General features: G+C 74.0%; 13 protein-coding genes. 2 read left to right on the top strand and 11 right to left on the bottom strand.

Features of this window, described 5'->3' with window-relative positions; translation table 11 throughout:
• Positions 1 to 44: 44 nt before the first annotated feature.
• Positions 45 to 722 (bottom strand): response regulator transcription factor, encoded by a 678-nt coding sequence (locus ACFVVL_RS06285; protein WP_030300621.1) that lies wholly within the window; start codon positions 720 to 722, stop codon positions 45 to 47.
• A 272-nt stretch (positions 723 to 994) separates the two neighbouring features.
• Between ACFVVL_RS06285 and ACFVVL_RS06290 the strand changes: the two genes are divergently transcribed.
• The gene (locus ACFVVL_RS06290; RefSeq protein ID WP_387671671.1) at positions 995 to 1,957 is read left to right on the top strand and encodes a SigE family RNA polymerase sigma factor; all 963 of its coding nucleotides are present in this window, start codon (positions 995 to 997) and stop codon (positions 1,955 to 1,957) included.
• Between the two features lie 207 nt (positions 1,958 to 2,164).
• Here the strand turns inward: ACFVVL_RS06290 and ACFVVL_RS06295 are convergent, their stop codons facing one another.
• The 5 genes from ACFVVL_RS06295 to deoC all read right to left on the bottom strand — a co-directional run bounded on the left by ACFVVL_RS06295 (position 2,165) and on the right by deoC (position 6,880).
• The gene (locus ACFVVL_RS06295; RefSeq protein ID WP_380296752.1) at positions 2,165 to 2,803 is read right to left on the bottom strand and encodes a uridine kinase; all 639 of its coding nucleotides are present in this window, start codon (positions 2,801 to 2,803) and stop codon (positions 2,165 to 2,167) included.
• Between the two features lie 47 nt (positions 2,804 to 2,850).
• Positions 2,851 to 3,261 (bottom strand): hypothetical protein, encoded by a 411-nt coding sequence (locus ACFVVL_RS06300; protein ID WP_380422746.1) that lies wholly within the window; start codon positions 3,259 to 3,261, stop codon positions 2,851 to 2,853.
• Between the two features lie 247 nt (positions 3,262 to 3,508).
• On the bottom strand, positions 3,509 to 4,411 hold the full coding sequence (locus tag ACFVVL_RS06305; protein WP_387671674.1) for an aldehyde dehydrogenase family protein: 903 nt from the start codon (positions 4,409 to 4,411) through the stop codon (positions 3,509 to 3,511).
• Positions 4,404 to 5,888, bottom strand: coding sequence for an aldehyde dehydrogenase family protein (locus tag ACFVVL_RS06310; RefSeq protein ID WP_380296756.1), 1,485 nt, complete (start codon positions 5,886 to 5,888; stop codon positions 4,404 to 4,406). The genes ACFVVL_RS06305 and ACFVVL_RS06310 overlap by 8 nt, the downstream gene beginning before the upstream one ends.
• A 5-nt stretch (positions 5,889 to 5,893) precedes the next feature.
• Positions 5,894 to 6,880 (bottom strand): deoxyribose-phosphate aldolase, encoded by a 987-nt coding sequence (deoC, locus tag ACFVVL_RS06315; protein WP_387671676.1) that lies wholly within the window; start codon positions 6,878 to 6,880, stop codon positions 5,894 to 5,896.
• A gap of 130 nt (positions 6,881 to 7,010) precedes the next feature.
• Between deoC and ACFVVL_RS06320 the strand changes: the two genes are divergently transcribed.
• Positions 7,011 to 7,700, top strand: coding sequence for a PH domain-containing protein (locus ACFVVL_RS06320; protein ID WP_387671678.1), 690 nt, complete (start codon positions 7,011 to 7,013; stop codon positions 7,698 to 7,700).
• Between the two features lie 69 nt (positions 7,701 to 7,769).
• Here the strand turns inward: ACFVVL_RS06320 and ACFVVL_RS06325 are convergent, their stop codons facing one another.
• The 5 genes from ACFVVL_RS06325 to pgsB form a co-directional block, all read right to left on the bottom strand.
• Positions 7,770 to 9,494 carry a phospho-sugar mutase gene (locus ACFVVL_RS06325; protein WP_387671680.1) on the bottom strand — a complete coding sequence of 575 codons (1,725 nt, stop codon included), beginning with the start codon at positions 9,492 to 9,494 and terminating at the stop codon, positions 7,770 to 7,772.
• Between the two features lie 315 nt (positions 9,495 to 9,809).
• Positions 9,810 to 10,631: a purine-nucleoside phosphorylase gene (locus ACFVVL_RS06330; protein WP_380290701.1), complete on the bottom strand. Its 822-nt coding sequence runs from the start codon at positions 10,629 to 10,631 to the stop codon at positions 9,810 to 9,812.
• A 134-nt stretch (positions 10,632 to 10,765) separates the two neighbouring features.
• Positions 10,766 to 11,854: an NlpC/P60 family protein gene (locus ACFVVL_RS06335; RefSeq protein WP_387671682.1), complete on the bottom strand. Its 1,089-nt coding sequence runs from the start codon at positions 11,852 to 11,854 to the stop codon at positions 10,766 to 10,768.
• Between the two features lie 48 nt (positions 11,855 to 11,902).
• A complete protein-coding gene (locus tag ACFVVL_RS06340; protein ID WP_387671684.1) occupies positions 11,903 to 12,385 on the bottom strand; it encodes a poly-gamma-glutamate biosynthesis protein PgsC/CapC in 483 nt (160 codons plus the stop codon).
• Positions 12,382 to 13,788: a poly-gamma-glutamate synthase PgsB gene (gene pgsB / locus ACFVVL_RS06345; protein WP_387671686.1), complete on the bottom strand. Its 1,407-nt coding sequence runs from the start codon at positions 13,786 to 13,788 to the stop codon at positions 12,382 to 12,384. The genes ACFVVL_RS06340 and pgsB overlap by 4 nt, the downstream gene beginning before the upstream one ends.
• Positions 13,789 to 13,797 lie beyond the last annotated feature (9 nt).

The raw sequence follows: 13,797 nt of genomic DNA on the forward strand, positions 1-13,797 counted from the left end.
GGGTGCGCGGCGGGATATCGCCGGCGCCGGACGGGGGACGGCGCTCACGCCGGGGGGTCCAGCCGGTAGCCGACGCCGCGCACCGTGCGGATCAGCGTCGGCGCCGAGGGCACGTCCTCGACCTTGGCCCGCAGCCGCTGGACGCAGGCGTCCACCAGCCGGGAGTCGCCCAGGTAGTCGTGCTCCCAGACCAGCCGCAGCAGCTGCTGGCGCGACAGCGCCTGACCGGGGCGCCGGCTGAGCTCCAGCAGCAGCCGCAGTTCGGTCGGGGTCAGCTGGAGGTCCGCACCGTCCTTGGTGACGGTCATCGCCGCGCGGTCGATCACCACGCTGCCGTACACCGAGGAGTCCGAGTTCTCCCGCTCGCCGCGCCGCAGCACGGCCCGGATCCGGGCGTCCAGCACCCGCGGCTGCACCGGCTTGACCACGTAGTCGTCCGCGCCCGACTCCAGGCCCACCACCACGTCGATGTCGTCGGAGCGGGCGGTCAGCAGGATGATCGGCAGCTGGTCGGTGCGCCGGATCCGGCGGCACACCTCGAAGCCGTCGATGCCGGGCAGCATGACGTCGAGCACGATGAGGTCCGGCCGCTGCTCCTTGAAGAGCCTCAGACCGTCCTCGCCGGACGCGGCGGTGGCCACGCGGTGGCCCTGGCGGGTGAGGGCGAGTTCGAGGCCGGTGCGGATGGCGTCGTCGTCCTCGATCAGAAGGAGGAAAGGCACGGCCTCATTCTGGCTCACCCGGAGCGGGTAATCACCCCCAACCGCCCGGCGGGACCCCCCGGGGAACCGCGGCGCCCGTGACCGGCGTCCGTCAACCGGGGAAGGGTGAACGGGCCGAAAGACCCGACCCTGTGACAGCCCTGTGACAGTCGACGGACAGCGCCATCACAACCGGCGGGCAGGATTTTCGATGTCGCCGCAGGACAGCGGGCCAATCGGCCGGCCGACGGCGGCGGCAACGGAACCGCTCGAACCGATCAAGGGGGCGCACGATGAACGCCACGCTTCAGACCCGGACCAACCCGGCTGTCCGTACCGCGCGTTCATCGGCCACCGCGTTCAGGACCCGGCCGGCGGCCGGGACCGAGGAGACCTCCGGTGCCGTGATCGCGCGGGGGTGCGCGCACAGCACCGGTGGAAACACTGTCGTCCGCCGGGTGAGCGGCGGCGGCAGGGCGGGGGAGCTGTACGGGATCGGCCGCCGGGGGAACGCGGCCGACTCCGCCGGCACCCTGACGCTGCGGGGGATCCTCCCCGTGCGCGTCGAGGGCAAGGACGCCCCGGGGGGGAACCGGGGCGTCGGGGGGACCGGCCTGCGGAAGGCCGACTCGGGGGAGTCGGCCGGCCGCGAGGCCGCCGGGGCGACGCTGCTGCGGCTGAGCCCCGCGGCGGCGCCCGACGCCGGACCGGAGCGGCCCGCCGTCGCCGAGGACCACATCACGGAGTTCACCGCGTACGTGCGCGAGCGCCGCGCCTCCCTGTACGCCACCGCCTACCACCTCACCGGTGACCGCTACGAGGCCGAGGACCTGCTGCAGAGCGCGCTCTTCAGCACCTACCGCGCCTGGGGCCGGATCACCGACAAGGCCGCGGTCGGGGGCTACCTGCGCCGCACCATGACCAACCTGCACATCTCCGCCTGGCGGCGCCGCAAGGTCAACGAGTACCCGACCGAGGAACTGCCGGAGACGGTCGGCGACACCGACGCGATGGGCGGCACCGAGCTGCGCGCCGTGCTCTGGCAGGCGCTGGCCAAGCTGCCGGAGAACCAGCGCACCATGCTGGTGCTGCGCTACTACGAGGGCAAGACCGACCCGGAGATCGCCGATGTGCTCAACATCAGCGTCGGCACGGTCAAGAGCAGCATCTGGCGCGCGCTGCGCCGGCTGCGCGACGACGAGCAGCTGAACACCTCGGGTGACACCCTGCGGGCGTTCGGCGAGCTGGTCGCGTAGGACGGCCTGGACGTTCCGGTCCGCCGTGGGGGTGGGACCGGACGGGGCTCCCGTCGGGGGACGGGTAGCAGGACGGACGCGGTACGGGTTGGCGCCGGCTCGGGGGAGCGGCGGCACCGGGGAGGGGACCGCGACCGTCCGGGGAAGGCGGCGGGCCCGGTGCGGGGGAGACGCACCGGGCCCGCCGTTCCGCGTGCCCGGGGCCGCTCAGACGGCGGACAGCTCGCCGGCCGCGGCCGCCGCCCGGATCCTGCGCCCGGCCTCCGGCCCGGCGCAGGGGCGCGCGCCCAGCGCGACCTGACGGCCGACGATGCCGCGCTCGGCCCGCATCAGCCGCCAGCCGCGGCGCAGCAGCACCGGCAGTGACTTGCGGCCCTCGCGGACGTCCCGGCGCAGCCGCCACCAGGCGGTCGTCAGCGCGCCGTTGCGCAGGCACAGGGCGTCGGCGAGCAGGCCCCCGGCGGCGCAGTCGGCGGTGATCTCGGCGGCGAAGATGCCCTCGGCGACGAACGCGCCGGCCCCGGCGAGCTCCAGCACCCGGGTGGAGACCCGGCCGTTGTCCGGGATCGAGTACACCGGCACCTCGGCCCGGCCGGCGGTGCACAGCGCGCGGATCGCCGCGACGGCCTGATCGCGGTGCCAGGCCAGCGGGGAGTCCCAGTCCACCGAGCCGTCGGGCAGCCGCGGCAGGCTCGGGTCGTCGCCGTCCTTGTAGAAGTCGTCGAGCTGGAGCACCGGCAGTCCGCTGCGCTCGGCGAGCGAGGACTTCCCCGATCCGGAGGGCCCGGCGAGCAGGACCACCCGGGCGCGGGCTATCGACACAGGGTTCAGCGGGGAGTCACTCACGGGACACCAGTCTGACGCATCGGTGCCCGATGCCGAAACCGTCCGGATCACACGTTCTGCGGCGTCCCCGGAGCGCCCAGCACGGCGTGCAGCAGCGGCAGGAGGCGGCTGTCGACCTGGAGGTGGACGGCGTGCGCGGCGCCGGGTGCCCGGTAGGCGGTCGCGGCCCAGTCCTGGTCGTACCAGGTGTCCGGCTCGGGGGCGTGGAAGGTGCCGCCCGCGGCCAGCTCGACCCGGGCGCGGCCGCGCGCGGTGAAGGCGGCGGACGGGGCACCGGGGGCGAGCCGCAGCCGCCCGGCGACGTACGCGCCGCGCGGGCCCGGCCCGTCGGCGCGCGCCGAGCAGGGGATCCGCGCCGGACGCCCGGCGGCCAGCCGGCGCCGGGCGCGGGCCACCTGGAGGGTGCGCCGGAACCCGTCCGCGAACAGCGCCATCAGCTCGCCGGCCAGCTCTCCCACGGACGTCGTCCCCCCTCGTTGCGCGGTGTCGGCCCAGTCTGGCGGGGCGGCGGGGGCCGGTGGCAGCGCCGAAAGGCGGCGGTCGCGGCGACGAAAGTCGACGGACCCGCGCCAGGGGGGGAGAGGCGCGGGTCCGTCCTGTGACCGTCCGGGCCCTGGGGGGGAGAGGGCACGGGGGACGGCCAGTCTGTGGAGTTGTGTCACCGACACGCGGTCACGGAGTGTAGCCGCTACGGGGACCTGGTGGTCAGATACCCATCGGGTGCCAGACCGTCTTGGTCTCCAGGAACGAGAGTAGCCGGTCCGTTCCGGGAGCATTGGTCCAGTCCTGGGCGAACGGGTCCAGCTCCGGGCGGATCACCCTCTTCAGGGTATCCGCGGCCAGCGTCTCCAGCGCGACCGCCGCGCCGGGACCGTCGGCGGCGATCGCGCCGGTGAGGTCCAGGGCGTTGACGTCCTGGTGCGAGGCCAGGGTCGGCGCGATGTCGGCGGTCCGGCCGGACAGCAGGTTGACCACGCCGCCCGGGACGTCCGAGGTGGCCAGCACCTCGCCCAGCGACAGCGCGGGCAGCGGCGCGTCGGCCGCGGCCACCACCACGACGGTGTTGCCGGTCGCGACGGCCGGGGCGATCACCGACACCAGGCCGAGCAGCGAGTGCCCGTACCCGGCCTGCGGGGCCACGATCCCGACCACACCGGTCGGCTCCGGGGTGGAGAGGTTGAAGTACGGGCCGGCGACCGGGTTGGCGCCGCCCGCGATCTGGGCCACCTTGTCGGTCCAGCCGGCGTACCAGACCCAGCGGTCGATCGCCGCGTCCACCAGGGCGGCGGCCTTCTTCGGGCCGATGCCCTCGGAGAGCGCCACCTCGGCGGCGAACTGCTCGCGCCGGCCCTGCAGCATCTCGGCGACCCGGTACAGCACCTGGCCGCGGTTGTACGCGGTGGTGCCGGCCCAGCCCTTGACCGCCGCGCGGGCGGCCACGACCGCGTCGCGGGCGTCCTTGCGGGTCCCGAGCGGGGCGTTGGCCAGCCACTCGCCCTTCGCGTCCGTCACCTCGTACACCCGCCCGCTCTCGGAGCGCGGGAACTTCCCGCCGACGTACAGCTTGTAGGTCTTGAGGACATCAAGACGGCTCACGACATCAGACATCGAGGTAGGCCTCCAGACCGTGCCGGCCACCCTCGCGGCCGTAGCCCGACTCCTTGTAGCCGCCGAACGGCGAGGTCGGGTCGAACTTGTTGAAGGTGTTGGCCCAGACCACGCCGGCCTTGAGCTTGTTCGCCATCCAGAGGATGCGCGAGCCCTTCTCCGTCCAGATGCCGGCGGAGAGCCCGTAGGGGGTGTTGTTGGCCTTCTCGACCGCCTCGGCGGGGGTGCGGAAGGTCAGCACCGACAGCACCGGGCCGAAGATCTCCTCCTGGGCGATCCGGTGGGCCTGGCCGACGCCGGTGAAGACGGTCGGCCGGAACCAGAAGCCGGTGCCCGGCAGCTCGCAGGCGGGCGACCAGCGCTCGGCGCCCTCGGCCTCGCCGGCCTCGGCCAGCGCGGTGATCCGGGCCAGCTGCTCGGCGGAGTTGATCGCGCCGATGTCGGTGTTCTTGTCCAGCGGGTCGCCGACCCGCAGGGTGCCCATCCGGCGCTTCAGGGCGTCCAGCAGCTCGTCCTGGACGGACTCCTGGACCAGCAGGCGCGAACCCGCGCAGCAGACGTGGCCCTGGTTGAAGAAGATGCCGTTGACGATGCCCTCGACGGCCTGGTCGAGCGGCGCGTCGTCGAAGACGATGTTCGCGGCCTTGCCGCCCAGCTCCAGCGACAGCTTCTTGCGGGTGCCGGCCACCTGCTTGGCGATCGCCCGGCCGACGGGGGTGGAGCCGGTGAAGGCGACCTTGTTGACGTCCGGGTGCGCGGTGAGCGCGGCACCGGTGCGGCCGTCGCCGGTGACGATGTTGACGACGCCCTTCGGCAGACCGGCCTGACGGCAGATCTCGGCGAAGCGCAGTGCGGTCAGCGGGGTCGTCTCGGCCGGCTTCAGCACGACCGTGTTGCCGGTGGCCAGCGCCGGGGCGATCTTCCAGGCCAGCATCAGCAGCGGGAAGTTCCACGGGATGACCTGGCCGGCCACGCCCAGCGGCTTCGGGTTCGGGCCGAAGCCGGCGTGGTCCAGCTTGTCGGCCCAGCCCGCGTAGTAGAAGAAGTGCGCGGCGACCAGCGGCAGGTCGACGTCGCGGGTCTCGCGGATCGGCTTGCCGTTGTCGATCGACTCCAGCACCGCCAGCTCGCGGCTGCGCTCCTGGATGATCCGGGCGATCCGGAACAGGTACTTGGCCCGCTCGCTGCCGGGCAGCGCCGACCAGTCGGCGAAGGCCTTGCGGGCGGCGGCGACCGCGCGGTCGACGTCCTCCTCGGTGCCCCGGGCGAACTCGGCGAGCACCTGCTCGGTGGCCGGGTTGACCGTCTTCAGCGCCTCGCTGCCCGAGGAGTCGACGAACTCGCCGCCGATGAAGTGGCCGTAGGAGCCGGCGATGTCGCCGGCCGCGGCGGGCGACTCGGGCGCCGGGGCGTACGTGAAGAGGCCGCCGGCCGGCTTCTGGGCCGCGGGCTCCTCGGTGTTCTTCTTCTTGGCCATGGTGATCAGTCCACCGTCACGTAGTCGGGGCCGGAGTACCGTCCGGTGGTCAGCTTCTGACGCTGCATCAGCAGGTCGTTGAGCAGGCTGGAGGCGCCGAAGCGGAACCAGTGCGGGCTCAGCCAGTCGTCGCCGAGGGTCTCGTTGACCATCACCAGGTACTTCATGGCGTCCTTGGTGGTGCGGATCCCGCCGGCGGGCTTCACGCCGACCTGGACGCCGGTGGCCGCGCGGAAGTCGCGGACCGCCTCCAGCATCAGCAGGGTGACCGGCGGGGTCGCGTTGACGGCGACCTTGCCGGTGGAGGTCTTGATGAAGTCGGCGCCGGCCAGCATCGCCAGCCAGGAGACCCGGCGCACGTTGTCGTACGTCTGCAGCTCGCCGGTCTCGAAGATCACCTTGAGGTGGGCGTGGCTGCCGTCGGGGCGGCGGCAGGCCTCCTTGACCGCGACGATCTCGTTGAAGACGTCCAGGTAGCGGCCGGAGAGGAAGGCGCCCCGGTCGATGACCATGTCGATCTCGTCGGCGCCGGCCGCGACCGCGTCGGCGGTGTCGGCGAGCTTGACCGGCAGCGCGACGCGGCCGGCCGGGAAGGCGGTGGCGACGGAGGCGACCTGGATGTCGGTGCCCTGCAGCGCGGCCTTCGCGGTGGCGACCATGTCCGGGTAGACACAGATCGCGGCGACGCGCGGGGTGGTCGGGTCGGTCGGATCGGGGGTCCTGCCCTTGGTGCACAACGCGCGCACCTTGCCGACCGTGTCCGCGCCCTCCAGCGTGGTCAGGTCGATCATCGAGATGGCCAGGTCGATGGCGTACGCCTTGGCCGTGGTCTTGACCGAGCGGGTGCCGAGCATGGCGGCACGCGCCTCCAGGCCGACCTGGTCGACACCGGGCAGGCCGTGCAGGAAGCGGCGGAGCGAGGCCTCGGACGCCGCGACGTCCGCGAGACCGCTGCCCGCGACGCCGGGGGCGTTGGCTGCAAGAGTGGACATAGTCACCACACCAGCATATCTACGCGCGTAGTCCACCGCTAGGCCCGGCACGCATCGATGCCGGACCGAGACCTGGCGGTGTGATCGCCGCCCCTGTGGATCCCGGGGGCCATGGGGCAGAATCGTCGGCATGACCGATTCCGACGGCCGGCCCCACCACGGCCCGGCCGGCTCCGATGGGGAGCCCGTGTACGCCGACCGCGTGTACCGCTCCGTTCCCGGCATCATCTCCGGGGTGCTGTTGCTGGCCGTCGCGGCCTGGCTGATCGGCGACGCGGCGCTGAACGGCACCGGCAAGACGCCGTGGGTGTCGCTGGCCGCCATCCCGGTCTTCGCGTTCCCCGTGATCGCCTACACCCTGCGGCCCGCCGTGCGGGCCAACGACCGGCGGCTGGTGGTGCGCAACCCGCTGCGGACCATCACCGCCCCCTGGGCCGCCGTCGACGCGCTGCGCGCCGGGTACTCGGTGGAACTGCTCACCGAGGGCAGGAAGTACCAGGTGTGGGCGGTGCCGGTGTCGCTGCGCCAGCGCAAGCGCGCGGCCCGCGCCCAGGACCGTGGCGGCCGGCCGCAGCACGCCTCCCGGCTCGGCATGGTCTTCGGCCAGGGCGGCGGCACCCCCTCGGGCCCCGGGGTGCAGGGTTCGTCGGACCCCACCAGGGCCTGGTCCGACCAGGTGGTGAACGTCCTCCAGGAGATGGCCGAGCGCAACGCCTCGCGCCCCGACGCCGCCGGCCCGGTCGAGGTGCGCTGGTGCTGGTGGATCATCGCCCCGACCCTGGCCGGGCTGGCGGCGCTGATCACGGTGATCGCGGTCTGAGCGGCCGGACACGACGGAAACGGGAAGGGCCCGCCGGACGGCGGGCCCTTCCTGCTGTGCCGGGGCCGGTCAGGCGGTGATGCCGGCGGCCGCGGCGAGGTCCTGCTTGACCGCCGCGAGGAGCCCGGCGGCGCGGGTGCGGGCGTCGGCGAGGTCGGCGGCGGTGGCGACCGGGAGGACGACCTCCAGGTAGCACTTGAGCTTGGGCTCGGTGCCGGAGGGGCGGACCACGATGCGCGCCGAGCGGACGGCGTCGCCGGCCAGGTAGTAGCGCAGGCCGTCGGTGGGCGGCAGATCGGCCGAGCCGGCGGTGAGGTCGTCGGCGCGGGTCACGGTGAGGCCGGCCAGCGTGGTGGGCGGCTGCTCGCGCAGGGTCCGCATGGCGTCGGTGATCAGCGACAGGTCCTCGACCCGCACGGAGAGCTGGTCGGTGGCGTGCAGGCCGTGCTCCAGCGCGAGGTCGTCGAGCAGGTCGGACAGGGTGCGGCCGGAGCGCTTGAGGGTGGCGGCGAGCTCGGCCACCAGCAGGGCGGCGGTGATGCCGTCCTTGTCGCGTACGCCCTGCGGGTCGACGCAGTAGCCGAGCGCCTCCTCGTAGCCGTAGCGCAGGCCCTCGGCGCGGGCGATCCACTTGAAGCCGGTCAGGGTCTCCGCGTAGCCGAGCCCGGCGGCCTCGGCGATCCGGCCGAGCAGGGTGGAGGAGACGATGGTGGTGGCGAAGGTGCCGGCGGCCTTCTTGGCGACCAGCGCGGCGCCGAGCAGCGCGCCGACCTCGTCGCCGCGCAGCATCCGCCAGCCGGCCGCGCCCAGCCCGCCGCCGGCGGTGTCGCCGTCGACGGGGACGGCCACCGCGCAGCGGTCGGCGTCCGGGTCGTTGGCGATGACGATGTCGGGGCCGGCCGAGGAGGCGGTGCGGAAGGCGAGGTCCATCGCCCCCGGCTCCTCCGGGTTGGGGAAGGCCACGGTCGGGAAGTCCGGGTCCGGCTCGGCCTGCTCGGCGACCACGGTGGGCGCGGGGAAGCCGGCCCGGTCCAGGGCGGTGAGGAAGGTGTCGCGGCCGACGCCGTGCATCGGGGTGTAGACGACGGCGAGGTCGCGGGGGCTGTGCGGGTCGACGATGGAGGCGGCGCGGTCCAGGTAGGCCTCGACCACCGACTCGTCCACGGTCTCCCAGCCGCTCTCGGCGAGCGGGACCTCGTGCAGCGAGCCGATCGCGTCGATCCCGGCGGCGATGCCCGCGTCGGCCGGCGGCACGATCTGCGAGCCGTCGCCCAGGTAGACCTTGTAGCCGTTGTCCTGCGGCGGGTTGTGGCTGGCGGTGACGGTCACCCCGGCGGCCGCGCCGAGGTGGCGGACGGCGAAGGCGAGCACCGGGGTGGGCAGCGGGCGCGGGAACAGCGCGGCGCGCAGGCCGGCGCCGACCACCACGGCGGCGGTGTCGCGGGCGAAGTCGTAGGACTTGTGGCGGGCGTCGTAGCCGATGACGACGAGGTCGCCGAGGCCCTGCTCCTTGACGTAGGAGACCAGGCCGGCGGCGGCCCGGATCACCACGGCGCGGTTCATCCGCATCGGCCCGGCGCCGAGTTCGCCGCGCAGGCCCGCGGTGCCGAACTGGAGGCGGCCGGCGAAGCGCTCGGCCAGCTCGGCCCAGGCGAGCTTGGCCGTCGACTCGGCCTCGGGGTCCTCGGCGGCGGCGAGCAGCGCGGCGAGTTCCTCGCGGGTCTGCGGGTCCGGGTCCTCGGCGAGCCAGGTGCGGGCCCGGGCGAGGAGGTCGGTGGTGGTTGCCTGCGTCATGGCTGCAGCTCCATCGGGAAGGTGCGTCGGTGGTCGGCCGGGGAGGGTGCCCCGGCCCAGGCCCGGTGGGACGGGCCCGGGGAGACGGGTGTGAGGTGGGGACGGGCGGGAGAGCGGGCGGGCCGGGACAGGACGAAACGTACGGCCCGGCGGCGGTGCGGCTCGGCGTCCGGCCGGGCGGGGCGTGTCGGGCGGAGCGTCCCGGGCGGGGCGTGCCGGGCCGGCGGACGCGGACGGGGCCCGCGGGCGGGTGTGATCCGGTGATCACACCCGCCCGGGGCCCCGTCGCTCATGCCGTCCGCACCCGCGCCGGCGTCAGATCCGCTCCAGGACCTTCGCCAGCAGCGCGCCCATGCGCTCGGCGGAGGCCTTGCCGGCCTCCAGCACCTCGGCGTGGTTGAGCGGCTCGCCGGTCATGCCGGCGGCCAGGTTGGTGACCAGGGAGATGCCCAGCACCTCGGCGCCGGCCTCGCGGGCCGCGATGGCCTCCAGGGTGGTGGACATGCCGACCAGCTCGCCGCCGATCACCCGGGCCATGTTGACCTCGGCCGGGGTCTCGTAGTGCGGGCCGCGGAACTGGACGTAGACGGCCTCGTCCAGGCTCGGGTCGACCTCGCGGCACAGCTCGCGCAGCCGCTTGGAGTAGAGGTCGGTGAGGTCCACGAAGTTGGCGCCGACGATCGGGGAGTCGGCGGTCAGGTTGATGTGGTCGCTGATCAGGACCGGCTGGCCGGGCACCCAGCTGGGGCGCAGGCCGCCGCAGCCGTTGGTCAGCACGATGATCCCGCAGCCGGCCGCGGCGGCGGTGCGCACGCCGTGGACGACGGTGGCGACGCCGTGGCCCTCGTAGTAGTGGTTGCGGCCGAGGAAGATCAGGGCGCGCTTCTCGCCGATCTTCACCGAACGGATCGTGCCGGCGTGGCCGGCCACGGCGGGGGCGGGGAAGCCCGGCAGGTCGGTGACCGGGAACTCCGCCACGGTCTCGCCCAGGGCGTCGGCGGCCGGCACCCAGCCGGAGCCCATCACCAGGGCGACGTCGTGGCGCTCGGCACCGGTCAGCTCGCGCAGGCGCTCGGCGGCGGCCTGGGCGGCGGCGTAGGGGTCGGCGGAGACGACCGACTGAGGAGATGCGTTCACGTGTCCGAGGATAGACGGGAAACGACTACGCGCGTAGAAATTCCTGGTACGACGTGCCGGATCGTTACCCGGACGGGCCTGGACGCACCGCTCGGCGCCGCGCTGCGGGCGGTCACCGCGCGCGGCCGGGCCGGTCAGAGCCGCTTGGCGCTGCGCAGCCCCTTGGCGTACAGCCCGTTGTCGTCCAGCCGGGCGGTGCCGCCCTTGTCGCCGAAGGTCGGCCCGTCCGCCTCCTCGCGGCTGGAGACGTACCGGGGGTGGCCGTCGGTGTCCAGGCCCAGGTAGATGCCGGTGTGGTCGAGCCGGGCGCCGGTGCGGGCGTCGATCTCGAAGAAGACCAGGTCGCCGGGGAGCAGCGGGTCGGTCGAGGTGGGCCGCACGGTGGTGTCCGAGCCGGGCACGGTGGTCAGCGGCAGCACCGGAACGCCCGGTCCGGTCCGGGCCAGGCCGTTGGCGGTGCGGGGCAGGCCGGGGCCGGGCGCGTCCTTGGACAGCAGCGGGTAGCCGGAGCGGTAGCCGTACACCATCCGGACGAAGCCGGAGCAGTCGAAGGCGCCGTAGCGGGTCCGGTCGGGGCGCCGGGTCACCTTGTCGGCGAAGGTGTACGGCACGCCGAGGTAGTCGAGGAAGTCGGTCTGCTCCAGGCGCAGGTCGTTGCCGGACGAGCCGTCGGGGTTGAGCGGGCCGAACGAGGCGTCGCCCTTGAAGCGGACGCCCTTGCCGTCCCTGCCCTCCGGCGCGCCCGCCAGGTACTGGGTGGCGACGGCGAGCACGTCGTCCTCGGTGGAGCCGAGGTACCGGGTGAACCAGGTGCGGAACCAGGCCTCGTCCTGGGCGCCGGCCTTCCACGGCTGCGGCATCAGCCGCACCCAGCTGTCGCCGGTCAGCACGGCGCTGGTGGTGCCCGGTTCGGCGAAGGTGCGGCTGGGGCCGGTCAGCACGGCGGTGCGGGCGCCGTCCGTCAGCGTGGCGAGGATGCCGCCGCGCGCGTCGCGCACCACGGTCCGGTCGGGCCCGGCCAGCCTCTCGTAGCGCGGTCCGGCCGCCGCCGCGGCGGCGGTGCCGGCGGGGGCCGGGGTGGGGGCGGTGAGCAGCGGTGCGGTGGCGCCGGCCGGGACGGGGTGCGGGTCGCGCTCGCGCAGCTGGACGGTGAGGTAGCCGCTGGTGGCCAGCAGGGTGGTGGCGAGGGCGCCGCTGAGCAGGGACTTCCGGGTGACGGGCATGGCGGTTCGGGCTCCGGGGGTGGGGTGCCGGGTTCGGGTGCCGGGGGATCAGGCGCCGGGCAGGGCGCCGAGCAGCAGGCCGGCGGTGAGCACCACGTAGGTGGCGAGGGTGACGGTCGTGGTCGCCGTCAGGGTGGCCGCCCGGGGCTGGCGGACCAGCTGGTAGGCGATCAGGCCGGGGACGATGAAGCCCAGGGTCTGGTTGGCGTACAGGGTGGGCAGTTCGCGCTGCAGGACCAGCATCACGGTGGCCTGGAGCAGGACGCCGATCAGGACCACGGTGGCGAACAGCCGCTTGCCGTAGAGGATCACCAGCTTCTGCACGACCCGGGTGGCGAGGTAGGTGAGCACGGTGACGCCGACCACGATGGCGACCCGCTGGAGGTCCTCGACCAGGGTCAGTGCCAGCCAGCCGGGGGTGATCATGCCGCCGGGGGAGAGGTTGGTGGTCAGGTAGCAGACCAGCGAGAAGACCAGCCCGAGCGCGATGCCGATGGCGGCGATCTCGGGGGTGAGCTCGGTGGGGATCACGGCTGGTCTCCGTCGTGGCGGGGGTGGGGGCGGTCGTACGGGGCGTATGTGCCGAACGGGGCGTACGAGCCGTACGGGTCGTACGGGTCGTACGGGTGGTGGGGGTCGTACGGCTGGTACGGGGCGTCGGGGGCGGCCGGCTCGAACCAGGCCTCGGGCAGCGGCTCGGGGACGTGGACCGGTCCGTGCACCGGCTCGTACGCCGCCGCGTCCGCGGGCTCGTCGTCCGGGGCGAGCCGGGCCAGCTCCTCCAGGAGCAGCTCGCCCTGGCCGTGGATGTTGCCGATCGCGACCAGCGAGGAGTCGGGGCCGAGCGCGTCCAGCAGCTCGGCGGTGAGCCGCGCCGGGTCCCGCCGGTCGCCGCCGAGGTCGACGACCCGCCCGCCCCAGCCGGCCGGAACGGCGTCCCGGGCGCTCCTGGTGGGGTGGCCGATCAGGAAGAGCGTGTCCGGGTCGAGGTCCGGCACGATCTGGCCCATCTGGCCGTTGCGCTCGACGCGGTCCGGGCGGCAGTTGACCACCACGTGCAGCGGGCGGTGGATCGCTCCCAGGTCCTCCAGCTGGCGGACGTTCATCAGCGTCGACTCGGGGTCGTTGGCGGCGAAGACGTTGGCGAACCGCAGCCGCTTGCCGTCGGCCGTCCGGTACCGCTCGACCGAGAGCACGCCCGGGTCCGGCGGGGCCGCCCACATGCCGCGCAGCGCCGTCTGCCGGTCCACGCCGAGCAGTGCGGCGACGGCCAGCGCGACGGCCACGTTCTCCTTGAAGGTGAACCAGCTGAAGCCGCGCAGTTCCTCGTCGCTGACCGACTCCGGGTCGACCTCGATCAGCTCGCAGTTCCGCCGGGCGGCCTCCTCGCGCAGGATGTGCGCGCGCTCCCGCTCGGCGGTGACGCAGACGCCGCCGACCGGCATCGAGCGCGACAGCGAGCGGGCGACGTCGTCCAGCGTCGGGCCCATCTCGGCGAGGTGGTCCTCGCGGACGTTGCACAGCACGCCGATGGTGGAGCGGATCAGCTTGGTCTGGTTGACCTCCTGGAGCGCCGGCATGACGGCCATGCACTCGATCACCAGCGCGTGCGGGCGGTAGGTGGCGGCGCGGCGGACGATGCCGATCTGCTCGACCACGTTGGCGATGCCGAACTTCCGGTGGACCGGCTCCTCGGTGGCGTCCGGGTGGATGAACCGGGCGGCGGTGCCGGTGGTCTTGGCGACGGTCACCAGGCCGCCGCCGCGCAGCGCGCCCGCGCACAGCCGGGTGATCGAGCTCTTGCCGCGGATGCCGTTGACCAGGACCCGGGTGGGGATCTGGTCCAGGGCGGCGAAGTGCCGGCGCTGTTCGACGATGCCGGCCACCAGCAGGACGGCGCAGCACGCCAGCAGGACGAAGTAGAGGAAGAGCACGGGTCCCTC

This window comes from Kitasatospora sp. NPDC058115 (assembly GCF_042884635.1).
GTDB lineage: Bacteria > Actinomycetota > Actinomycetes > Streptomycetales > Streptomycetaceae > Kitasatospora.